The sequence below is a fragment of the Micromonospora olivasterospora genome, assembly GCF_007830265.1.
Taxonomy (GTDB): Bacteria; Actinomycetota; Actinomycetes; order Mycobacteriales; family Micromonosporaceae; genus Micromonospora; species Micromonospora olivasterospora.
On the sequence record NZ_VLKE01000001.1, the window covers coordinates 3,155,495 to 3,179,597 of the forward strand.

Genomic DNA, 24,103 nt, shown 5'->3' on the forward strand with positions numbered 1-24,103 from the left:
GGTACGGGCGCGGGACAGGCGGGATGCCCGGGTTCCGCCGGTCTACCGGGTATCCGGTTGGGTGTGGGGGCGGGATGTGCCGTACACTTGGCGATCGTTGCCGCCTTAGCTCAGTCGGCAGAGCGACGCACTCGTAATGCGTAGGTCGACGGTTCGATTCCGTCAGGCGGCTCCGAGTGAGGCCCCGACCAGCATGCCTGCTGGCCGGGGCCTCATGTTCATCTATGCGGTGTGGAACCGCCTCCCGAAAACCCCCGGTAACGCCTGTGGGCGATCAGGTTCGGCCTGCCTGCGCCGTGGGTGCCTGGAGCTGCCTATGCGGGGCTACGCGGTCCGGCAGGGGTCCGTGCTCGGCGGCGCTTGGGTCCGGATGTGGCATCAGCTCAAGTCGTTGTCTTCGAGCCGGGTCAACGGCTCCTGGACCGGCCCGGCAAGCCGCGCCGCTATGACCGACGAGCCGTTTGAGCATCCGTCGCCACCGTCGGTCGCCATCCGGCCCTCACCCAAGCCCGCCAACTGGCCAGTAGCCTGCGCGCCGGGATGCTGCTGCTGGCCGACCGCAATTACGCCGCCGCCGACCTGATCACCGCGTTCGCGGCGACCGGGGCCCACCTACTGATCCGCTGCAAGAACGGCCGGACACTCCCACCGATCCACCGCTGCCACGACGGCTCCTGGCTGTCAGTCATCGGCAGCCAGCGCATCCGCGTGATGGCCCGGATCAGCATCACCACCACAAACGGCAGCTACACCGGCGACTACCGACTGATCACCACCCTTCTCGACGCCCACCGCTACCCGGCCGCCGACGGTCAGGTCGATGGGGGCATGGTGTCGGGTTCTTGTTTGATGGGTTTGCTGGGTTTGCTGGGTGCGAAATTCTGTCCCTTGCCGTAGTGAGGGCCGTAGTCGGCGATGACGATGCGATGGGGGTTGATTTTCAGGTCGAACAGGTTGCTCAGACCGAACAATACCTTGATCTCTTGTCGGCGGATTCCGTTTTTGTTGTCGGGGATCCTGAGGATGAATTGCAGGAACACCGCGTTGGTGCGATATCTGTCGATTTCCGTGGTGCCGGGTTTGAGTGCGGTGTTGGCGAAAACAATGGAGTTTGCGAAGCCTTCGGCGCTCATGACGATGGTGCCCTTGCGTTGTCGTGGAAGCACAAGTCGCCGACGGCGAGACCGACGATCAGGGTTCGCGAAAGGGCGGGAGATATCGAGGGTCACCGAATAGGCTGGGTACAGCCGGTGGTTTTGCGCCCAGACTGCTTCTTGTCGCGTATCTTCGAGCACGCCGCCGGGGTGCACGCCGAGCGGTTCCACGACGAACCCGGCGAGCAGTTCCACGAGGGACTGCTCGGCGTGTCCCCCGGCGAGCAGTTCCACGAGGGACTGCTGCACGAAGGCGTCGTCCAGGCCCAATCCCCACTTGCCTTCGAGTCTGTCGCGTCCGCGTTCGTGATCCATCAGGTGGTCTGCGGTCATGCGGATGACTTTGACTCGTGGGTTTTCCAATGATTCGCCGAGGACCAGTCGGCGCGTCTCCGCTGCGACCCTCTGCTCGAGCAGGGGCCACAGACGCTCCATCACCTTGCCTGGTAGGGGGGGTAGCCGGGGGTCTTCCGGGTCGTTGGCGATTTTCTTCAGGATCTGTCTGCCCCCGGTCATGCTGGCGGTGATGAGGTCGGCGTTGGCACGGACGACGGGGTGTAGCTGGCCGTTCTCGTCGGCGAAGGGCGCATAGACCCGTCCGCTCGGGTCGTCAGGGTCGCGCAGGGGAAAGGCATCGTCCATTGCCGGGTCTGGTTCGATGTTGTGTGTGATCTCTCGCATCAGCACGACGTCTTGTTCGGCTGATACCTCGTCGGGGTCGGCCCAGATGACCTCGGTCCGTCCCTGATCGAGGCGATGCCGCTCCAGTGGTGTGGTGCGTGGTTCCGGGTCCGGTTGGTCGGGGTTGGGCCGCGACCTGATGGTGGCCGTCAGTTGGGGAGGCGACGGGGTCTGCGCTGCCGGCTGTCCCTGACCGACCTGCGCCTGCCACGCCGGGGTGTCGACCGGCGCGGATATCGCAGGGGAAGCCCCGGCGCCCTGTCGACCGTCATTGACCGCGGCGGCGTTGTAGTGGTTGAGGATGGTCGGGTTGTGCGGGTCGGCCGCGACGTGGTACAGGTCGACCGGCCGGCCGGCGGCCGGACCGTACTCGTCGCTCATCTTCGGTGGCGTCCCCCGCCCGGATTCCCGCCAGATGGTGACCCGGCGGCCGGTCGCGTGGGCCAGCAGAGGGCCGAGAAACTCCCCGACCGGGCCGCCCCACTGCTGTTTCCAGTTGTCCACCGCCGCTCGGACCACCGCGAGCTCGTCGGGTTCGAGCTGACGGTCGGACTGGCTCAACACGACGACCAAGAAGTCACGGGCCGTGCCCGGTTCCAGGACGTCCACCGGGAAGCCCTGGCCGTGCTGCGTGAGGAAGTCCAGTTGCCGCTGCGGCGCGTCCGTCGGCGCGCCGAGGCCCAGCGGCCCGCCGGACAGCATCGCCTCGGCACGCACCGCCTGGTACCGGTGCGCGATCACGGCCGCAGGCAGCATGCTCGCTTCGGTGACGTAAGGGCTGTCAAGATAACGCAACCAATCCAGCACCTGCTGGTGGTCGTTCAGGGCCGCCACCTGCCGCACACGCTCTTCCCGGAAGTTGATCCGCTGCCTGGTCACATCCGCGGGCAACCGCCCGGCGTTACTGTCCAGGTACCCCCGGACGTGGGCCTGCAACAGCGCGCTCACCCGCGCGAGCGGGGACTCACGGGGCACCACCTCCGACCCGACCAGCCTCACCACGCTGGTACGCACCCGGCCGGGATCGGACAGGAACTGGTACAAGTCCACGGGCAGGTGCGGGTGCAGCACGTCACGGACCCAGATCGGATCGGTGGCGATGAAGGCGTACAGCATGCAGTACCCGTCAGCCGGCACCGGCAACATCGGATCCGGGCCGGCCACCGACGCGACGGCCGGCCGCTGGACAGACACCAACGACGACCTGTCCACCGCCACATCCCAGAACGCGTTGGCTGGTCTCTGCGTAGCGCCAGCCTGCCCGGCCGCCGCCTGCGGCCAACCCTCCAGCGGCTGCGGCGGCGGCTGCGGCGCGGGGGCGGCCATCGGAGTCCGCACTGCCGGTTGCCCCCGGTCGACCTGCGCGCTCGCCACCCCTGGCCGCTGTTGGCCCTGCGACGGAATCCCGACCGCCGGACGGGCCCACGACCCGGCGACCGGTGGGATCGCGTCGTCCGTGTTGGGTCCGGGGACATCTACCGCGTCGTCCCGCGCCGCCCGGTATGCCACGCCCACGGATCCGGTTGATGCGGGTGCCACCGCCGCGGCCTTGTCGCTGGACCCACCGGTCAGCAGCGGCGGGCCCCCCGCCGTCCCCCCGCCCGCATGCCCGGTCCGGGGCTCGTAGGTCCGCAGCCTCTTCAGGTCGTGCTCGGTGGGGGCCGGGTCCAGCCACCGCCAGAACGGGCCACCCTCCCGGTCGTCCAGGCTCTCGACCTTGATCCACGCAGCCGGCTCACCCTCAGGCGACCCGTCCGTGCGGCGGCGACCGAACCAGACCGTCGCCTCCCGGTCCGCAGCGACCACACCGACACCCGGCAGCTTGCCGCCCAGCGTGATCGTCAGCCGCCCTTGCCCGTTGAGCGGAGCCTTTTTGGTGTACCCGCCGGTCGGCTGCGGCGGGTCCCCCGCCGTCCACTCGCCCGCACGCTCGGTCGCGCTCTTGTAGTCTCTCAGCCTGTTCAGGTCGTTCTCGGTGGGGGCCGGGTCCAGCCACCGCCAGAACGGGCTGCCGTCCCGGTCGTTCAGGCTCTCGACCTTGATCCACGCGGCCGGCTCACCCTCATGCGACCCGTCCGTGCGACCGAACCAGACCGTCGCCATCTGGTCCGCAGCGGCCACACCGACATCCGGCTTCTTGCCGCGCAGCCTGATCGTCAGCCGCCCTCGCCCGTTGAGCCGAAGCTCTTTGGTGTACCCGCCGGTCATCTGCGGCGGGTCCCCCGCCGTCCACCCGCCCGCAAGCTTGGTCGGGCTCTTGTAGTTCTTCAGCCTGTTCAGGTCGTCCTCGGTGGGGGCCGGGTTCAGCCACTGCCAGAACGGGCCTCCCTTCCGGCCCTCCACGCTCTCGACCTTGATCCACGCGGCCGGCTCACCCTCAGGCGACCCGTCCGTGCGACCGAACCAGACCGTCGCCATCTGGCTCGCAGCGGCCACACCAGGAAACGGCTGCTTGCCGCCCACCTTGATCGTCAGCTGCCCTCGCCTGTCGAGCGGAACCTTTATGGTATCCCCGCCGGTCAGCTGCGGCGGGTCCCCCGCCGTCCACCCGGCCGCACGCTTGGTCGGGCTCTTGTAGTTCTTCAGCCTGTTCAGGTCGTCCTCGGTGGGGGCCGGGTTCAGCCACTGCCAGAACGGGCCTCCCTTCCGGTCGTTCAGGCTCTCGACCTTGATCCACGCGGCCGGCTCACCCTCATGCGACCCGTCCGTGCGACCGAACCAGACCGTCGCCATCTGGCCCGCAGCGGCCACACCAGCAACCGGCTTCTTGCCGCCCACCTTGATCGTCAGCCGCCCATCCCCGTTGAGCGGAACCTTTTTGGTGTACCCGCCGGTCAGCTGCGGCGGGTCCCCCGCCGTCCACCCGCCCGCCACATCAGCTGGAAGTCCCGCCCGATCGCCTGCATCCTGGACCATCGACTCGGAGCCGACCTCACCGGAGTCGGGCCCGCCGTGCGCTGCCGCCGGTCCCCGGCCAGCAGACCGGCGCAGGCGCCCCTGACCGGCGCCGGCACCAGCAGGACCAGCACCCTGATCGTGCCTGACGGTCTCGCTGCCGGACACCGCGAAATTGATCCCGAACGCCTCCAAGACCAGATGCGGCAAAACCTGCGTCAGGCCGGGCACAGACCTCCCCCTGGAATCCAACGCCTGCCGCAGCACCTCCAAGGAAGGACTGGACAACTGCAGACGCTGCCGGATATCCGTACGCTGAACGATCCGGTCAAGCTCGATGGCCAGATAGTGGCGGACATCATCAACCTCCACCGTCGGCAGACCGAGCGTCTCCGCCACCTGGCCCCCCGCCCTGTCCAGCACCTGCTGGAAGAAGCCATCCCACGCCGGGGATTTTACGATCTCGGGCGGGGCCAGGGCCGTCGTCGCCGGCGGTGGCACCGGCGTCCGCGGTTCGGCGTCCACCTCCATCACAACAACCCGCCCGGCGCCGGTCGGTGGCTCACCACCGCCGGGATTCAACGGCGCGTCAGAAACCCCCGACTCGTAACCGGGGAATCCTGGTGGCACGGCGTAACCATCGCCGTCCGACAGCTGCCCGCCTGCGTCAGAGCCGGCGTCCGCCGGGGGGTGCCACTCCATCGCCGCCGGCCGGCCCGGCAACGAATCAGAGACCGGGTCCGACGACCCCGAGACCGACTCGGGCAACCGAGCCGGCCGGGGCGCGACCGTGGGAGCGACGTACGAAGCGGCCGTCGCGCGGATCTGGTCGAGTTCCCACTTGGTGAACCCCGGCTCGTGGAGATGGTCGTCACCGACGGTCCTGGACGTCCTGAGCAGGTCGCCGGGCGAACCGTCGTGCGGGACCCCGGCGAAGTGCTTCAACTCGTGCCCGTAGGCGCGGGACGGAAGACCCGCAAGCCAGTGCAACTGGGTGATCTTTCCCGCCGAGCCGCCCTCGCTGACCCAGACATCATCACTGTCCCGCAGGTCACTGCCGTAGGGGCTGAGCCGAACCTCCGTCTCCGCGGCCGGGTCGAACACCACCGCCACCGCCTGTGGCCCACCCTCCGGCCGCACCCGCTCGTTGGTCTGCACCACCCACTGCTCAACCGCACCCAACGTGCCCAGAATCGACTTCCGATCCACGTTCGGGTCAGGATTCAACCGGAGACGGAACACCACCGTCCCCGACTCACCGTGCACCCAATGGTCGGCGTGGACCCGTACCCCTGCGATTTTCCCCGCCGTCTCCACCCGGAACGGATGCTGCTCCCCCGGCGTCGGCACAAACCGCAGCGGCTCCGTGCCCTGCCACGTGAACCGATCGGAGTGCACCCGCGTCATCTCACCCCACGAGGGCAAACCCTTTACGCTGCGATACGACACACGCCAACCACCGTCAACCTGCTCCACTGACGGCGCCACCCCAGCCGCCCACCCCGACGACGACACGGCCTCCACGCCCACAGCAGCCGAGAACGATCCCTCCCCAGGACCCCACCGGAACGCCGCCGGCCCCCCAGGCAACCCGTCCCCGGTACGCGGACGCTTCGCGAGTGGCCCCGCCGGCCATTCCGGCCCGGCTGGACGTTTGCCACTGCCGGTCGTCTCCCACTGCGTCTTGAACCCGTCGAACCACTCGTTCGGCAGGTTCGTGTAGATGAGCCGGTAGGCGTTTCCGGATCGGTCGGCCAACGGCGCCTTGACGGCGGCGAAGATGCTCGTGACGATGTTCGACTCCTCCAGCCGGAGAAATCGGCCGACCCGCAGGGCGACTTCCGTCCCAGGGGAGAGATCCACCTCCTGCCCGTCCAGCGTCCGGCCCGAGTTGTCATCGCCGAGCGTGAGCGGCAACGGGTATGGCGTGCGCATGTCCTCTTGCATGACGAGATCGATGGATACTTCGTCGAGAAGCGCCCCTGGCTCGGCTGATTCCCACAGCGCCATCGAACGCAGCCGCTCGATGTCGTAGGCGGTGGGGGCCGGCGAGGACAACTCCAGGTACAGGGGAGCTCCGGTGCCGTTCCTTCCGGCCGGTACTTCCAGGACCGCCAGGGGGCGACTATCCATGCCGTACCCGAGCCGGAAACGCGCCTCCTTCAGTTCGGCGGCGATGACCGGCGGAAGTCCGTCGGCCACCTCGACCGGTGGGATCGTGACTCGCTGGCCGCCGAAGGTGATGTCAAATATTCCGCTTTCGCTCACCGGCGCCGTGATGTGGTAGAGAGTGCCGAACGTCCACCGGTCGACGGTCTCCCACACCGGGCCGGCTGCCGTGCTCCACAGTTCGGCCAGCTCGCTGTCGGTCAACCTGCGGGCGATCTCCTTGTAGACGAACCTCTCGGTGCCGTCCGGCGCGGTGTACGGGATTCTGACGATACCGACACCTTCGCCGTCAACCTCTCCGAAATCGACAGCGACCCTGTCGCCCGGGACGGCGACTCGATCGACAACTCCGAGGAGCATGTCGTCGCCGTCACGCCGGGCGCGAAGACGTAGAAGAGATGGCCAACCCGGGGTGTCCTCGGCGCGGCCGGGGACGGTGAATGGGTCCTGCAGGTTCCAACGGTTCTCGTCTTCCCACGTGCTCTCCTCGCGCAGGGCGTCGGCGTATCGGCGGTGTTCTTCGAGTACGTCGATGTGCCTGCGGGGGGAGCTGGGGCGTTGGCGGATGGCCGCGAGGTTCCGGTGGAATGTGTCCTGCAGGAGCGGCCAGTGGCGGATCGCCGTGTTCTGTTCCGCCGTGTCGACTTCAGCTTTCAGCAGGTCGAGCGCCTCGTCGAACACGACATCCAGTCGGCGCAGTTCGGTATAGGCTGCCGGTGACGGGAAACCCTCGGCGATGCGGGCATCGTGTGGGTCACGGGGCTGGCCGAGGTGGTAGGCGCCGTCCAACCAGACGACTGGTTGCGGAATCTCACCGTCACCGGACGGCGGACCGATGATGTACGGGGCACCGAACGGGTGGTGGATCGCCATCGGCAGACCCAACCCCCAGGCCACGATGTGGGGAACCACGTGCACGACGTCGGGGTAGCCGGGCTGGCGGTGTACGAGTTTGTTGAGCAGGTGCTGGTGCAGGGCCTCCCGTCGCTGCTCGGACATGTTCTCCGGATACGGAAGCAACTTCCTGAACTCCGACGCGTCACCCCGGCCGAGGTCGGCGGCCAGGTGGCGGGCCACCAGCACGCCCAGTTCAGCCACGGTGGTGACGCCCGCCTGCGCCAACCGCTCCCCATGGATCTTCAACACCGTCCCGTAGAAGACGTCGAGCGGCCCCGCGTCGCCCTCCGCGCGATCGAGGTGAAAAACCGCATCAGCCCACTGCTCGAATGCCGCCAACTCCCTGCCGGTTTCCCGGGCCGACAGCTGCCTGATCGTCGATTGCACTTTCCGCCATAGGGCCTCCGCCGCCCTACGCCTCACAACTTCCAGATCCGCCGCAGTGAGTCTGGTAGAGAATTCCCGGTAGATGAATTTCTCGGTTCCGTCGGTCGCGGTGTACGGGACTCTGGCAACAGCGAAGCCCTCTTGGCCGTCCATCCCGAAATCGACAGCGATCCGGTCGCGCACGACGGAGATCGTTTGCAGGTTGTGGAGACGCAGGCGCTTGCGACTTAAATCGACCGAAAGTGTTGTTTGCGCGGCATCGGAGATGACGTTGAAGTACTGGGTGAACCTACCTCCCTGGGGCCTTGGGTCCTCGTCTTTCCAAAGGCTGGGCCTGAGGATGTAATTGAGGTACGTGCGGATTTGCGTCAGGATGTCGACCTGTTGTAGGGGCGATTCGGGGCGTCGAAGGATGACCGCGAGCCTACGCTCGACTGTTTCCCGCAGGGCGGGCCAGTGTCTGGTGGCCGGATGAGGGTTCCGTTCCGCCTTCTCAACTTGATCCAGCAGCAGATCGTGTGCCTGGCCCAACAGTCGATCCAGTCGCTGCTCCTCGTCGTTCGGTATTGACGTCCGCTCGGGACCCCTGGCGATGCTGGCGGCGAGGTCCGCATCGTTTGGATCAGGAGGCTGGCCGAGGTAGTAGGCGCCCTTGTAAAAGACGACTGGAAGCTTGGTGGCATCGGACTGCGGGTTGACGTCTACCGGGTCGCCGAACGGTTGGTAGATGCGAATCGGTCGGGATATCATCCGGGCCAGGATGTGGACAACCACATGCGCGACTTCGTGACCGTTGCTGCGGCTGTTCGCGATCTTGGCGATCCAGTTCTGGTGCAGCTCCTTTCGTCGCTGCGCGGACATGACCTGCGGATACGGAAGCAACTTCCTGAACTCCGACGCGTCACCCAGGCGGAGGTCGGCGGCCAGGCTGCTGGCCATCCACTCGCGCAGTTCGGCGGGGGCGATCTTCAAATCCGCCAACCGGTGCCCGAAGGTGCGGGAAATTGAGTCGTAGAAGTTGCCCCCCCACCCTTTGTGAGATCGATTCCGAACACCTCGCGCGTCCACCGCACGAAATTCTGCTCGTCGGGGTTGCCCGCGGCCGACAACTGTTCGATCGCCGAGGCCGCTACCTGCGGCCAGTTCTTCGCTGCATCCTTGGACCCCCTGGCCGACAAGGGTCGGCCGGTCCACAAAGTGCGCCCCGGTTCTTGCCGCCGGAGCCCTTGGGGGTGCCCGCCGGCGGGGGACAGGGAGGAGCGGGATGAGTTCGACGGCTGACCCGCACGCGGCCGCGGCAAGGAACGCCGCGCCTCCGGCATCGTCGCAGGCGACCTCGCCAGCGCCTCGGTGATATGGCGTTTCAGGTTGTCGAAGCGCTCCTTGTCCACACCCGTGTCAAAGAGCCGGTAGACGTGTCCGTCCCCGCCGACCAACGGCGCACGGACCACGACAGGAATGGTGCCGGCGACATCCTCCCCGACCTGCCCCTGCTCCGGCCACTTCCCTACCGACAGGGTGACCGACGTCCCCGGGGAGAGATTCACCTCTTGGCGAGCGTAGATTTCGGTGCCGTCGGCCGCGGTGTACGGGATTTCAGCAATACCGGTGCCCACCCCGTTGACCTCTCCGAAATGGACGGCGACCATATCGCCCGGCACAGCCATCCGACCGACATCAGCTTCGAACTGTTGTTGGTTGGCCCGCACCTGCAAGCCCCATTTCCCCGCGTCCCTCCCGCCCCCCCCGAGGACGACGACCGGCACGTGGAGGGTGAACTGGTTCTCCAGGTTGCGCCGGTTCCCGGACTCCCATTTGCCGACCCCGAGGAGTACGCGAACGTAGCGGAGGTGTTCAACGAGTTCCCTGGCCTTGTTATGGTAGGGAGAGTCGGGGCGTTCACGGATGACCGCGAGTTGGCGGTGGAAGGTTTCCCGCAGGATGGGCCAGTGCGTGGAGTTGGTCGGATTGGGATTGTTCTCCGCCCCCGCGATCCTCGCCCGCAGCAGAACGCGTGCGTCGTGGAACAGTCGATCGAGTCGCTGCTTCTCGTAATCGGATACCGCTGCCCAAAGGAAGCCCTCAGCGATTCGGTCAGCGCGTCCGGTATCGGTTGGGTCAGGTAGCTGTCCCAGGTGGTAAACGCCCCTGTAGAAGACGACCGGATACGGGGTGAAACCATCACTGGGCTTCGGGCCGATGTCGTACGGAGCACCGAACGGACGGTGGATCCGCATCGACAGGGACAACCTCGAAGCGATGATGCGGGGAACAACATGCGCAACGTCGTAATCGCCGTTACTGCTGTTCGCGATCTTATTGAACCATTGCCGGTGCAGGTCCTCCCGTCGCTGCTCGGACATGACCTCCGGATACGGAAGAAACTCCCTGAACTCCGACTCGCCACCGCGACGAAGGTCAGCGGCCAACTGCCGAGCCACCCACGCACGAAGTCCAGCAGTCCTGCGCTCGACCCCCGCGTCCTTCAACTGCTCCCCGAAGCGACGCACCACCGCTTTGTAGAAGTCGTTCGGCTTCGGAGAGTAATTCGCGAGATCGACCCCGAGTACCTCGCGCGTCCACTCCACGAACTCCGCCGCAACATTGTGGGCTCCAGCCGCCTCACCACGGGTTCCCACGGCCGACAACTGCGCGATCGCCGAAGCCACGGTCTGCTTCCAGTCGTGCGGGACACCGCCGGACCCACCGACCGCCGGCACCCCACTCGACCCCGGGTCCGGCCCGATTGGTCCGGGGTTCTCCGGCAGGGTCCCGGAATGAATCGCCGAATCTAGCTCTGCCAGCAACCGCAAGCTCTCGTCCGGGTCAACATCCGCCAGCCAATCGACGCCAGACTCCGATACCGGCGAATCCACCCCCGCCAGCGGATCCGCAGGGTCGACCGGGTCGGCACCCCCCGGCGTCGTACCGTCCATGTCGGACGTTGGTGAATTAACCCCTGCCAGCAGGTCCGACTCGACCTGTTCGGCTTCCGCGAGCCGATCGACGTCAGACATCGCTGCCGCCGAATCCACCCCCGCCAGCGGATCCCAAAGGTCGATCGGGCCGGATTCCGTCCGCCAATCGACGCCAGCCACCCCTTCCAGCGGATCCCAGGGGTTGTTCAGGTCGACACCCGTCAGCCAATCGAAGCCAGACTCCGACGCCGGCGAGTCCACCCCCGCCAGCGGATCCGCAGGGTCGACCGGGTCGGCAGCCCCCGGCGTCCCCCCGTCCATGTCGGACGCCAGTGAATCCCCTCCTGCCAGCAGGTCCGACCCGACCGGCTCGACACCCCACGGCTCCCAGTCCACGGGGATCGGGGGTGTGTTCAGATCCAGCGCGTTCAGATCCTGGAATTCCGGATCAAAAGACGGCGGGCCGATGCCAGGCACATCGTCCATCTCCGCCGGGTCGGATGGCTGCCAGGGGGAGCCGGCCGGTTCGGGGGAGGTGGTGTCTGCCTGCATGGCTTGGGACGGGCCGCGGGGTGGGGTGGTGGAGGCGAGCAGGATGGCGTTGGGGTCGATGCTGGTCGTGGTGGTGGGCTGCGGGTGTGCGGTGGTGCGCTCGGGAAGGAGGCTGGTGATGGTGGTGGGTCGTCCGGTGTTGTCGAACGCGGCGAGTCGGGTGCTCGATGCGAACAGGTGCCGCAGCCACGGGTCGGTGGTCGGGTCGGGTGGTTCGGGTCGGTCCTCGGCGCCGGGCACCAGGCCGTCGCGCACCTTGATGGTCGGTGGTCCGGATGGTTGTGGTTGGCTGTGGAGGGCGAACACGTGTTGTGGTTCGTTGGGTGGCGCGGCTTTGACCACGACCATCGAGCCCGGTGCCGCCCTGAGCGCGGCGAGTACGTCCTGTGGTGTGACTCCGTCGGGCCGGCCGTCGGGGTGGGTGACGCGTTCGGGTGTCGCGTCGAGGATGTCCAGGAGTTGCGGCCAGCTCGTGGTGGGGGCGAGTCGGCCGTCGGGTCCGAGGATCCGGTCGTCGGATACTGCCCGGTTGCCGGGCCGTCCGTAGGCGGTGGTGTAGGCGTCGAGGGTGGCCTGGACGCACCACCACCACGGGTCGCGGCTGTCGGGGGCCACCGGTGTCTGATCGATCCAGTCGGCGACCCGCCGCGCGGACTCGGCCGCCGCGGCCGGCCCGGTCGCCGCGACCGCCGGCTCCGGTGCCGTGCTGGCCGGCTCGCCGCGTCCGGCCGGGTCACTATCGACCGAGTCGCCCAACGAGGACACGTCACTGAACGGATCCCTGTCCCCGCTGTCGGGCTTGGTCGGGTCGCGACTGATCGGCTCGTCCAGTGAGGAGAGGTCACTGACCGTAAAGGTGTCGTCGGACCTGCCATCGCGGCTGAACAAGTCGCCACCGGAGACGGACAGGTCACTGACCGTAAATGTGTCGCTGGTGTGGTCGTGGTTCGGCGTGCCGTCGGTGCGGGGGGCAACACCACCCGGCACCGTAGTACGGGCGCCGGCCGCATCCGGCGTGCCCGGCGCGCTGGGCGTGGCCGGCACCCCGGACGTGCCCGGCACGCTGGGGGTGGCGGGCGTGGCGTTGCCGGTGGCCTGGGCGAGTACCTGGTGGTATCCGTTGACCCAGTCCCGTCGGAAGGAACCGGCGAGGGTGTCGTGGCTGGCCGGTTCGACGCCGTACTTGCGGGCCAGGGCGGTGAACTGGGTTTCTGCCTGGCTGGTCGCTGCTGCGGTGTGCTGCTCGGGAGTCACCGGAACCGGCGGCAGGTCGGTACGCCGGTGTGCCGGGGTGTCCATGCCGGAAGGGGTGGTGTGCGGTGCGGTGGTGTCGGGGATGGCCGCGGCCGTGACACGGGCGGGCAGGTCGGTGACCGCCTGCCGGACCACGTCCGCCACGGCGTTGACCTGCGCGGCGTCGGGCCTGACCAGCACAGCCGACGGCACGACGGGCGGCACGGTCAGTGGTGCGGTCAGTGGTGCGGCGGGTAGTGGAGTGGCGCCGAGGATCGCGTCGAGGCTCCGGTCCACGTGGGCCCGCACGCTAGCCCGCACGTCCCGCTCGACCGCGGCCCGCACGGCGTCCGACGGTGGCGCCGCCGCCCCGGAACCCCCGGCACGCCAGCGCCCCCTGGCGGGACGACGCCCCTGGCAGGACGACGCCGCCTGGCAGGGGGACGGTCGCCGGTGCGCCCGTGGTGAAGTACTGGTCGATGTGGTGTTGGACGGCCAGGTGCGCGATCGAGCGCAACGCCTGCCGGTCGAACTCCGCCGGCAGCGCGGCGACGACCTGCTCGGGGCGTACCGCCGCCGGGATCTGCCCGCCCGCCGGGACCTGCCCCGCGAGGGTTTCGGTGACCTGGGCGACCGCCCGGTCCCGGACACCGAACAGGAACTGGCCGGTCAGGGCGGTGGCGGGCAGACCGACCTGAGACAGGAAAACGGGCACGGCCGGATCACCCTGCCGGGCGTCGGCCCACTCGGTGAACACCCGCTCGACCGGCACCGGAAGCCCGGCCAGGAACTGCCGCGCCTGCCCCGTCCCGGCCAACAACCCACCGTAGTGGTCCGCCAGTTCCTGCTGGAACCCATGCCACCGCTCCACCACCGGCCCACCCGCTGCCGCGACCCACGCCGGCACCGGCGCAGCCGGCATCGACAGGTTCGACACCGACCACGACGGCACCGACAGATCCAGCTTCGGCGCGGGCAGGTCCAGCGCCGGCGCGGGCAGGTTCGAAGCCGGCAGCAGCGGCACGGGCGGGGGCGGCGGGGCCTGCGCGCCGGTTACCGCAGGCTTCGGGTCGTCGACCCCAGCCTGATACCCGGTGGACGTGTCCCCACCCACCGGTGTCGGCCCCACCGGCATCACCGGCCTACCGTCCGGCGTGAACGCGAGGTGAGGCACCTGCACCCGGGGCTGCATCACGGCGCGACTCACGACCAGCCCGAGCCCGCTCGCGGCCGCCCCGCCCGCCCCCGAAATCGCCCCGGACAGAAGATCCGCACCAAGATTACCGGGGTCCCAGTACCCCTCGACCATCAAACTGGCACCGATACCGAACAGCCCCTCCCCGAGGGTCTCCGTCACCGGCCGCGACAGCACATCGGTCAACAGATGCTTGGTGGCATCCGACACGCCCAGCTTGCCGACCGCGCCCGCGACAACACCAGCGACCCTGCCCAACGCCGGCCCGCCCACCGTGGTCAGGAACGCCACCGCCCCCGCGAACGCCGCCTGCTTACCGACCGCCGACCAGTTCACCCCCGGCTGCAGACCATCGGTCATCATCGACACCTCGGCCAGCAACGCAGAACCCGGCATGAACAACATCTGCATCGCCGTGCCACTCGCCGCCGACCGCACCAACGCCGAACGCAGAATCGCCTGAATGATCGTCCGCGTCTGCGCGACGTGCGCCGCCGCCCCCACCGGATTCCAGAACCACATCGCCGCGGCGACAGCGAACTCGGCAATCATGAAGTTGAACATGGCCAACGCCGTACGCTTGCCGACCTCCGTCTCCACGAAGAACTTCTTCTCCGCATCAACCACGGCGAGCATCAGGTCAGCCGTCTCGGCCATCTTCCCCACAAACGGAGCAGTCTGCGCCACGAACCGGTCGAAGGCCTCACCCTCCCCCGCCTGCCGGACCGCCCTGATCGCCTGCTCCAGCAACGGACCCAGCACCGTACGCACCCGACCCGCCAGCGTTCCCAGCGTGCCGATGTCATCCCGCAACAACGGCAACTCCGCCCGGGACACCCTCATCCCGGTGAACCGTTCCAAAGCCTGCAACGCGCTCTCGTTGAGCTCAAGGGTCGGACCGGCGGCGGCCAACGCGCAACGCTCCTTCCCCGCCCCGGATCAGCCGCGATGACCGCCGCTCATATCCGGAACCACATCAGCGCCGGCCCCCTCCGTGGCGACCCCCGACGGTGACGGAGGCCCTGCTCACCGCCCACAGGCCGACCGGCGAGATCGCCCACAAGGGCGTCAAAAGCCCCGGTCCAGGCCACCCGGCGGCGGCACATCGAGCGCACGAACGCCCGACACAACGCCCTCAACCCGCTACAACGCTGCCACGAACGCAAAGAAGACGTGGCCAACGCTCACGTCAACCTCGCCGACCATGAAGGCCACCCATCTGCGCGACCGCTCAGCCAGTTGACCAAAAATGCCGAACACGATGTTCCCCCAGCAACTCCACCCGCTGCGCCAGGGCATCCTCGTTGAAGGGCACCTCTTCACTCATGACGCCGCCCGCATCTCGGCCCGCAGTCCCTCGTCGCCCGACATGCTCACCCTTACCTCCTCTGCCATCTCACGGCCGGGCCGTAGCAGCGGGTTCATTTCGGCAATACATTGTTCAACGGCCCCGGCACCGGCGGCGTCCGGTCCGCCCCATCGTCGCCTGCCAGATCGGCACCGCCCTCGCCGCCCGCACCGAAAGTGCCTCGCTCGTCGGCGAGCCGGCCCGGCAGCGCCGCGACCGTCGCGGCCCGACGCCCCAGCTCGACGTCCGTCACGGTCCGCAGGCCGGCGCGGTACCGGTCCAGCACCGCGGTCACGTCGAGGGCGGTCGGGGTCGTCATCCCGTCACCCCCAGCACCCGCACCAAGGCCCGTGCCGTGCCACAACTCGTCGCACATGCTGTGAGCCGGGAGTTCTCGGCTCGGGCCGATGATTGCTGGTATGAGCGTGCGGAAGCTGTACCTGGGAATGATCAGCCTGTTCAGCGGACTCGGCCGCCTTTGAGCGGGGATCGTTGAACCAGGCCGTGGTAAACTGCTTGACCGCGTCGAGGTCGAACTCGTCGCATACCACTGTGTTGTAGGCGTTGACGGCCTTCAGGGCCTGCGTCTGCTCCGGTAACGCCCCGCCGACGACGCGCACCCTGACTGCGGATCCGGCACGAAGGCGTGGACCAGCGCCAACCTGCGCCAGCCCTGGCGACATCGTTGCGCCGCGCTTGGTTGCTACCCCCGTTTACCCCCCGAAAACCCCTGCCAACGGTTGACCAGTGACGACAACACCGTTGCGTTTAGCGCCGTGAGCGGGAGGCAAGCCCCTTTTCGAAGATTGTGATGTCGGCGTGGAAGGTGTAGGTCTGCGTGGTTGCGGGGTGCTGTCCGGCGTTCGGGCTGTACTTGCTGGTCGGGTTCTTGCGGGAGCGGGCCTTGATTCGAGGGCGGCGCCAGGCGGGTAGGAGGTCGGCCAGCGCGGCGTGGCCTATCGTGCCGAGGAGGTCGGTTGAGCTGCCGGGAAGGATTCCGCTGGCGGTGGTGATCGTGTCGGCGGCGGCGTCGATGAGGACGGTGAAGCTGATCCGGTCCATGTCCAGGCCGGGCTGGGTGCAGGTGGCGTCTGCTGCCGCGCGGATGAGGGCCTGGTAGGCGGTGAGCAGGGCGTACACCTCCTGCTCGATCCCGGGGATGCTGCGGGAGCGCAGGACGCGGCCGTCGAGCATGGTCGCTTTGATCGAGAAATACGTGGTTTCGGCCTGCCAGCGTTCGTGGTAGAGGTCCACGAGTTCGTGGGCGGGGTAGCGGGTGTGGTCTGTCAGGCTGGTGATCAGCCGCCACTGCTCGCGCCGCAGGCTGCCGTCGGCCAGTGTGACGGTGACCTGCGCTTCGATGACCCGCACCAGGATGAGAGCGGGTAGGCTGCCGTAGCCGATGCGGGCCAGGTAGGAGCCGTCGGGTAGGCGACGCTGGATGGTCGGGCAGCGGCGGGCGGATGAGCGGACCAGGAACTGCGCGCCGCCGGCTTCGACGTCGCGCAGGAATTCCGCGGCGTCGAAGCCGGCGTCGGCCAGCAGCAGCATCGTGCGGTCCAGGACGCCCAGAAGCCGCCGCGCGTACGCCAGTTCGCCTTCTGTTTCGGGGCCGAAGGCCGCGGCGAGCAGGGCGCGGGTCCCACACTCGATCACCACGAGCAGCCGTAGCAGCGGGTAGCCGAACTCCAGCTTGTCTCCTACGCGTGTGGGGTAGCGCCAGGTGACCCGTTCCTCGTCGGGCACGTGCAGGTGGGTGCCGTCGATGGCCACGGTACGCAGGCCCCGGTAGAACACGCCGGGCTGGCCGAGCAGACCGACGGCACCGGCCAGGGTCTCGAACAGGCGCCGTAGCGGCGCTACTCCGACCCGGCGGCGAGCGCGTGACAGTGAGGAGATACTCGGCCGCGTCAGGCACAAGCCGGCCAGGGCCGCGGTCAGCTTCCCCCACGTCGCTCGGTAGGAACAGCGTTCGAGCAGGGCGAGTGCGAGGACGAAGTACACCACGACCCGAGACGGCAGCAGCCGCAGCCGCTTCTCGCGTGTCCCGGTTTCTTCCAGCACCGCGTCGACCAGGTCGAAGTCGATGATCTGGGTCAACTCGCCCAGATGTCCGGGCGCGTGCACACCCCCGGCTACCTCGATCGACCGGGTGATGACAGACTTCTCCTGCAACGGGACTCCTGAGGCATGATCTTCTTGCTCGACACAAGTTGATCTATCAGAAGTCCCGTTCGCGTCTTCAAAGTCCCCCTTGACTCATCCGCCGATCGCCAAACGCAACGGCGTTGCCAGTGACGACAATTGATGATCACCTTGCCTGGCCGTTTGCGCAGATCAGCGCCAAGTGCCGACAGTCGATGACGACGCCAAGACCACAGGGTTCGAGGACGTAGGTCGACGGTTCGATTCCGTCAGGCGGCTCCGAGTGAGGCCCCGACCAGCATGCCTGCTGGCCGGGGCCTCATGTTCATCTATGCGGTGTGGAACCGCCTCCCGAAAACCCCCGGTAACGCCTGTGGGCGATCAGGTTCGGCCTGCCTGCGCCGTGGGTGCTTGGAGCTTGTGCCGTGCGCGGGCGGTGGCCTGGGTCACTCGGCCGGACATCCGGGACGGCTGCATCGGCGACGGCGCCACCTACCCCAGCGGCGTCGAGCACCCTGCACCGACCCTCCTCGGCTATCCGGCGGATGACCTCCGCACCCACCAGCCGGCCACCGCCGGCGCCACGGGCCGCATCACGAGCGATGCAGGTTTTTACCGGCACATCCCGCAGGTCGACCGCCACCAGGTTCGCCCCGGCCTGCTTGGCGAGCCGCCGCCACTGCTCCACCGAAGCGTCCGGCAGGTTCGTGTCGTCAACGATCACACTGAGGCCTGCGCGCAGCAGCGCGAGCACCTGCGCATTCTGCGCGGTGGTCACCGCGTCCTCCTGCCACCGCACACCGATCCTGCGACCATGGCCCATGGCCCGCAGGTCGTCGCGGTTCACGCGGAAGCGACGCTGAGGATCCTCGGCAACCCATTTTTCGGCGTAGGTGGTCTTACCGGAGCCGGGCAGGCCGCGGGTGATGACAAGGGCGGGCATCATTTCTCCTTCGCGGATATGCGCGGCGAACAGCTCCTCCCCGGTCAGCGGCAAACCTAGGGCGCAACCTGGAAGATCTCTGTAACCGGAACCATCAAGCTCTCCACCGTACTCACGTTCGACGAGGGCCTCATGGTTCACGAGACCGTCGAGCAGCAGACCGTCGCGCGACGCGATGCGGGACTTGTCGAGAGCGCCAGTGCAGATGTGGGCCGCTGTCAAGTTGTTCGCGGTACGCGCGGTGCCGTACTACTCCTGCCAGTCGTCCATGTTGCGGCGGGCGGCCCGGTAGCGCCTGTGGGTGATCAGGTTCGGCGGGCTACGCGGTCCGGCAGGGGGCCATGCTCGGCTCAAGCCGCCGTCTCCGAGCCGGGTCAACTCGGCTGAAAACGGTTCGCGCCGAGGCAGGACCCGGGCGGCCCCGCCTCGGCGCTTCTACCACAGGTCAGCTCACCGAAAGCTTGAAGTACGGCGATCCAGGAATGCTGCCATACGTGTTGAACGTGCTCCTCTTCCAGTCGTTGATGTACGCGTAGCCGAGGAAGACCTTGGCGCCGTTGTATCCGTAGACATCAACCCGCTCGCTGCGGTACTTGCCGAAGTGGACCGAAGTGCACTTGCCCGGGGGCATAACGAACGTGGCGAAGCCGCCCCGATTCACAAATACGAGTTGCGAGCCGTAGTTGCCCTTGCTGCACACCGTCGTCGTGCCGGTGGACGCGAAGGCCGGAGTCGCGGACGCGAGCGTCCCCACCGTGGCAGCAGCGGCGAGAAGGCCGACAATCTTTGCTCGCCGCCACCCGCCACGCCGATCCTGAACATTCTTGGCCATGCTGCTCCGCTCCTGTCTGTCCGGTTGCCAGTTGCCTGGCGCATGTTGCGTACACCTCCCTCACGTGCACAGCTGGAGGATGGTTCACGGCTTCTCTGGTGGAGAAGTGATAGATAAAATCGGGAGTTGTTACGGTGAGTGACGACAATGAGTGCACTGCGAGGCTGAGGCTCGCCGGCTCACTGAGCCATTCCGAGTAGCGGTTCATGACGTTCCGTGCTCGGTGGTCAGGCCGTCCCGACGAGGGTGCCATCGATGTTGATACGGGAGTACCCGGCCGCCGCTGGAACGACCCCCATCGTCGAATTCGATACCGGTGGGCGGTCGAAGTGGCTCTCGCACGGGGAGGCCCGGACCGCGGAGCGGTCCGGGCCTCCCGGGTGGACGCAGGGTCAGCTCAGGCGACCGCTGTCGCCCAGGGTGCCCGCGGCGTACTCGGCACCGGGGGTGCCGAGCCGGCGGCCCTCGTCGATCGTGCCGCGCCAGGCGCCCGTCTCGACGCCCCGGCCCTCGATGTACTCCTTGAACCGCTCCAGGTCGCCCTCGGCCCGTTTCTCGACGATGTGCAGCTTGTCGCCGACCTGCTCGATGGCACCCTCCGGCTCGTACTCGAGGAAGAGCTTCACCATCGTGCGGTCGACGCCCACGGGCTGGAAGTGGACGGCGCCGGCGTTGGTCGCACCCTCGGTCGCCGCCCAGGCCACCTTGCGGTCGGGCACCTGCTCAAGGATCTTGGCGTCCCACTCGCGCTTCACTCCGGCGATCTCGGCGATCCAGTGCATCCGCCGGTCGTCGAGCTGGCGCACCTCCTTGACGCCGCCCATGAACTTCGGGAACTCCTCGAACTGCGTCCACTGGTTGTACGCGGTGCTGACCGGAACGTTCACCTCGACGGACTTCTCGACCCTGGTAGTCATGATCACTCCTTCGGGTGGGTCTTGGTGCTCTCGTCTCGGAGAGCTTTCGCGTCCACCAGGAGTCCTACCCCGGGTCGGTGGCCCCAAACAGGTCCAATGGGGACGCCGCTCACACTGACGCGGCGGTCAGAAGTCGCAGTACATGACGTGCAGCCCGACCCGTCCCCTCGCCGGGTGGGCGAACGCCCCGGGCACGGTGCCGACGATCTCGAACCCGTGCCGCCGGTACAGCTCCACCGCCGCGTGGTTCGTCTCGACCACCGCGTTGAACTGCATCCCGGCGTAGCCGCGCCCGCGCGCCCAGTCCAGCGCGTCCCGGCACAGGGCCGTGCCGACCCCGCGCCCGCGCGCCTCCGCCGCGACCATGAAGCTCGCCGTGGCGACGTGCGAGCCGGGACCCGGCCGGTTGGTGCCCATCTTGGCCGTGCCGAGGACCCGGTCGCCCTCGACCGCCACGACGGTCCGCCCGGGCGGGCGCTCCACCCACATCCCGTACGCCTGCTCGGCGGTCATCGCCGGGTCGTACGGGAAGGTCTCCTCGGCCCGGACCACCTCGCTGACGATCGGCCAGACCTGGGCCCAGTCGGCCTCGGTGAACTCGCGGATCAGCACGGGGGCCGACGCTAACAGGGGCGGCCGGGCCGCGCCGAGCCGTTTCCGGCCGTGGAAGACGACGAGAGGCCCGGGCCGACGCGCCGACCCGGGCCTCCGCTCGGTGTTCCCCTCGCCGCTCAGCCGTCCTCGCGGTCCGGGTTCTCCAGCCGGAAGAAGTTGCTCTGCCGCCCGTCGGAGCGCTGCGGGTATCAGCCGCAGCTCTGGGCCGTCGCCGGTATCAGTACCCTGAGCCGCCGGCCCAAACGTCCCCTCCCGGCCGGACCTGCGCCGAGCCCGCCCTCAGGTGTAGATGGACTCGACGTACTGCGGACCGTAGTGGCGCTCCAGCTCCGCCAGGCTCTCCGGCGGCGCCTCGACCGTCTTGACGAGCCGGGCCCGGGACGGCAGGACGTCCGGGTGCCAGGTTTCCGGCTGCCACAGCCGCGACCGCAGGAACGCCTTGGCGCAGTGGTAGAAGACCTGCTCGACCTCGACGACGATCGCGAGCACCGGGCGGTGGCCCTTGACCACCATGTCGTCGAAGAACGGCGCGTCCCGCACCAGGCGGGCCCGGCCGTTGATCCGCAGGGTGTCCGTCCGGCCCGGGATCAGGTAGATCAGGCCGACGTGCGGGTTGTCGAGGATGTTGCGGTAGCCGTCCGCCCGCCGGTTGCCGGGGCGCTCGGGGATCGCGATGGTCCGGTCGTCCAGGACGAGGGTGAAGCCTGGCGGGTCGCCCTTCGGGGAGACGTCGCAGGTGCCGTCCGCGCCGGCCGTGGCGACGAGGCAGAACGGCGCGGCGGCCAGCCACTGCCGGTCCAGCTCGTGCAGGGTCGTCCGTTCCTTGTGCGCCGCGCGGGGCGTCGGCGTCCCCAGCAGCTCGCGCAGCTCCTCGTGCGAGGTGATCTCCACCGTCACGTCATCCTCCCCCGACCGTTGACCTCGGTGGCGGCGTGCGGCCCGGTGCCGTAGGCCCCCGTCCGCCCAGCCTAGGCAAGCGCGTCGAGCGCGAGGTTTGTGTACCGGTGCGCCGGGTACCGCCTCGACCGGCGCGTCGGAGAACCGACCAACGGAGGTCGCGATGGAGAGCCGACTCAAGGTGCTCGGTCACCCCGTGCATCCCATGCTGATTCCATTCCCCGTCGGCCTGCTGGTCACCGCGGTGATCTTCGACGTCATCGATGCCCTCGGCGGCCCGAAGTTCCTCGGCGAGGTGGCGTACTGGAACATCCTGGTCGGCCTGATCGGTGGACTGCTGGCCGCGGGGGCCGGGGCGTTCGACCTGCTGGCCATCCCCACCGGGACCCGCGCCAAGCGGGTGGCGCTCAGCCACGCCGCCGCGAACCTCGCGGTGATCCTGCTCTTCGCCGCCGTGTGGGTGGTCCGGCTCAACTCCGAGTACCGGACGGCCGGTGGCGCGCTGATCGCCATCGAGGTGGTCGCGCTGGCCATCCTCGGCGCCAGCGCCTGGCTCGGCGGGGAACTGGTCGACCGGCTCGGCGTCGGCGTCAACCGGGAGGCCAACCTCGACGCGCCCAGCTCACTGCGGCCCCCGGCGGCCCGCTGACGGATGGGAGACGTGCGAATGAGCGAACAGTCCAGCGGTGGCGGCGGCCTCGGCCGGGCCTGGCGCGGGCGGCAGCAGGGCTGGGACCCGATGGGCGAGCTGCACTCGCTGCGGTCCGAGCTGAGCCGGCTCGTCGGCGGTGGGCGGTCCGCCCTGCCCGAGGTGGAGCTGGTGGAGACCGCCGAGGGCTGGGAGGCGATCGTACGGCTGCCCGGCGTCGCCCCGGAGGAGGTGGCCGTCGAGCTGGAGGAGCGCGAGCTGTGCGTCCGGGCCCGCTCGGAGGCCGAGGTCAACGCTGACCAGGGCATCCCCGGCGGGTTCACCACCCGCGGCTTCGAGTACCGGATCGACCTGCCGTCGCGGGTGGACCCGGAGCGCGTCGACGCGGTGATGGACCACGGGCTGCTCCGCGTCCAGCTGCCCCGGGCGGCCCGGCCCGCGCCACGCACCATCACCATCGGCCGTGCCGGCCACCGGACGGCGGCCGGCAGCACCAGCCCCGCCGACCCGGCCGCCGACCGGGAACTGCACCGCCCGGACACCGCCGACGAGATCGACCGGCCGTAACGCGTGGGCGTCCCGTCCCCGCTCGGCCCGGTCGGCGAACGCGTACCCGACGTCGCGCGGATCGCCGTACTGCGCGCGAACGCGCTCGGCGACTTCATCTTCGTCCTGCCCGCGTTGGACGCGCTGCGCGCCGCGTACCCGGGGGCGGAGATCGTGCTGCTCGGCGCGCCCTGGCACGCGGAGCTCTGGCGCGACCGGCCCGGCCCGGTGGACCGGGTGCTGGTGGTCCCGCCGGCGCCCGGCATCCGGGGGCCCGACCCGGGCGAGCCGGAGACCCCGATGGCGGCGTTCCTGGCGGCGGCCCGCGAGGAACGCTTCGACCTGGCGCTGCAGGTGCACGGCGGCGGCGGCAACTCCAACCCGGTCGTGGCCGGCCTCGGGGCCCGGGTCACCGCCGGGCTGCGGGCCGAGGACGCGCCGCCGCTGGACCGCTGGATCCGGTACGTCTACTACCAGCACGAGGTGCTGCGCTACCTGGAGGTGGCCGCCCTGGTCGGGGCGCCCGCCACCACGATCGTCCCGACGCTGGCGGTCACGGAGGCCGACCGGGCCGAGGCGGCGCGGGTGCTCGGCGAGCCGACGCGGCCCCGGGTGGCGCTGCACCCGGGTGCCACCGACACCCGCCGGCGTTGGCCGGCGGAGCGCTTCGCCGAGGTCGCCCGCGCCCTGGTCGGCGACGGCTGCGAGGTGCTGGTCACCGGCAGCCCGGCGGAGCGGGAGGTCGTGGACCGGGTGGTCGCGGCGGCCGGGGTGCCGGTCCGGCCGCAGGTCGGCACGCTCAGCCTCGGCGGGCTGGCCGCCTGCTACGCGGGCTGCGCGCTCGTCGTCGCCAATGACACCGGCCCGCTGCACCTGGCCGCCGCCGTCGGCGCGGCCACGGTGGGGATCTACTGGATCGGCAACATGATCAACACGGGGCACCCGCTGCGCGGTCGGCACCGCCCGATCGCCTCCTGGACGGTGCACTGCCCGGTCTGCGGGGTCGACTGCACCCCGGGGATCTACCCGCACCGCCCCGGCGACGGCGAGTGCCCGCACCGCGACTCGTTCGTCGGGGACGTGCCGGTCGTCGAGGTGGTGGAGGCGGCCCGCGAGCTGCTGGCGTGACG

Annotated in this window: 14 protein-coding genes and 1 tRNA gene; 5 read left to right on the forward strand and 10 right to left on the reverse strand. The window is 68.9% G+C overall.

The features are described 5' to 3' along the window. The first annotated feature begins 99 nt into the window (after window positions 1–99). Both JD77_RS14460 and JD77_RS14465 read left to right on the forward strand, forming a co-directional pair. Window positions 100–172: transfer RNA gene (locus JD77_RS14460), tRNA-Thr, on the forward strand. Between the two features lie 368 nt (window positions 173–540). Further along, window positions 541–897 carry a hypothetical protein gene (locus tag JD77_RS14465; protein ID WP_246140665.1) on the forward strand — a complete coding sequence of 119 codons (357 nt, stop codon included), beginning with the start codon at window positions 541–543 and terminating at the stop codon, window positions 895–897. Here the strand turns inward: JD77_RS14465 and JD77_RS14470 are convergent. The 10 genes from JD77_RS14470 to JD77_RS14515 form a co-directional block, all read right to left on the reverse strand. Then, entirely contained in the window at window positions 813–9,164 is an 8,352-nt protein-coding gene (locus JD77_RS14470; protein ID WP_145774859.1) for a hypothetical protein, read from the reverse strand. The two genes, JD77_RS14465 and JD77_RS14470, sit on opposite strands and share 85 nt — an antisense overlap. Next, a complete protein-coding gene (locus JD77_RS14475) occupies window positions 9,152–12,715 on the reverse strand; it encodes a hypothetical protein (RefSeq protein WP_145774860.1) in 3,564 nt (1,187 codons plus the stop codon). The genes JD77_RS14470 and JD77_RS14475 overlap by 13 nt, the downstream gene beginning before the upstream one ends. Window positions 12,716–13,196: 481 nt before the next feature. Beyond that, on the reverse strand, window positions 13,197–14,993 hold the full coding sequence (locus tag JD77_RS14480) for a hypothetical protein (protein WP_145774861.1): 1,797 nt from the start codon (window positions 14,991–14,993) through the stop codon (window positions 13,197–13,199). A 509-nt stretch (window positions 14,994–15,502) separates the two neighbouring features. Continuing rightward, window positions 15,503–15,748 (reverse strand): hypothetical protein, encoded by a 246-nt coding sequence (locus JD77_RS14485; protein ID WP_145774862.1) that lies wholly within the window; start codon window positions 15,746–15,748, stop codon window positions 15,503–15,505. Window positions 15,749–16,197: 449 nt separating this feature from the next. Further along, window positions 16,198–17,604, reverse strand: coding sequence for an IS4 family transposase (locus JD77_RS14490; protein ID WP_145774863.1), 1,407 nt, complete (start codon window positions 17,602–17,604; stop codon window positions 16,198–16,200). Between the two features lie 295 nt (window positions 17,605–17,899). After that, window positions 17,900–18,739 carry an AAA family ATPase gene (locus tag JD77_RS14495; RefSeq protein ID WP_145774864.1) on the reverse strand — a complete coding sequence of 280 codons (840 nt, stop codon included), beginning with the start codon at window positions 18,737–18,739 and terminating at the stop codon, window positions 17,900–17,902. A 223-nt stretch (window positions 18,740–18,962) separates the two neighbouring features. Next, a complete protein-coding gene (locus JD77_RS14500) occupies window positions 18,963–19,349 on the reverse strand; it encodes a hypothetical protein (RefSeq protein ID WP_145774865.1) in 387 nt (128 codons plus the stop codon). 392 nt (window positions 19,350–19,741) lie between these two features. After that, window positions 19,742–20,266 (reverse strand): SRPBCC family protein, encoded by a 525-nt coding sequence (locus JD77_RS14505; protein WP_145774866.1) that lies wholly within the window; start codon window positions 20,264–20,266, stop codon window positions 19,742–19,744. A 126-nt stretch (window positions 20,267–20,392) separates the two neighbouring features. Next, on the reverse strand, window positions 20,393–20,878 hold the full coding sequence (locus JD77_RS14510) for a GNAT family N-acetyltransferase (protein WP_145774867.1): 486 nt from the start codon (window positions 20,876–20,878) through the stop codon (window positions 20,393–20,395). Between the two features lie 282 nt (window positions 20,879–21,160). After that, window positions 21,161–21,778, reverse strand: coding sequence for a pyridoxamine 5'-phosphate oxidase family protein (locus JD77_RS14515; protein WP_145774868.1), 618 nt, complete (start codon window positions 21,776–21,778; stop codon window positions 21,161–21,163). 163 nt (window positions 21,779–21,941) lie between these two features. Here JD77_RS14515 and JD77_RS14520 point away from each other — a divergent pair, with 163 nt between their 5' ends. The 3 genes from JD77_RS14520 to JD77_RS14530 are packed head-to-tail and all read left to right on the forward strand — an operon-like array spanning window position 21,942 to window position 24,101. Next, the gene (locus JD77_RS14520) at window positions 21,942–22,427 is read left to right on the forward strand and encodes a DUF2231 domain-containing protein (protein WP_145774869.1); all 486 of its coding nucleotides are present in this window, start codon (window positions 21,942–21,944) and stop codon (window positions 22,425–22,427) included. An 18-nt stretch (window positions 22,428–22,445) separates the two neighbouring features. Beyond that, a complete protein-coding gene (locus JD77_RS14525) occupies window positions 22,446–22,994 on the forward strand; it encodes an Hsp20/alpha crystallin family protein (protein WP_145774870.1) in 549 nt (182 codons plus the stop codon). Window positions 22,995–22,997: 3 nt separating this feature from the next. Further along, on the forward strand, window positions 22,998–24,101 hold the full coding sequence (locus tag JD77_RS14530; protein ID WP_145774871.1) for a glycosyltransferase family 9 protein: 1,104 nt from the start codon (window positions 22,998–23,000) through the stop codon (window positions 24,099–24,101). Window positions 24,102–24,103 lie beyond the last annotated feature (2 nt).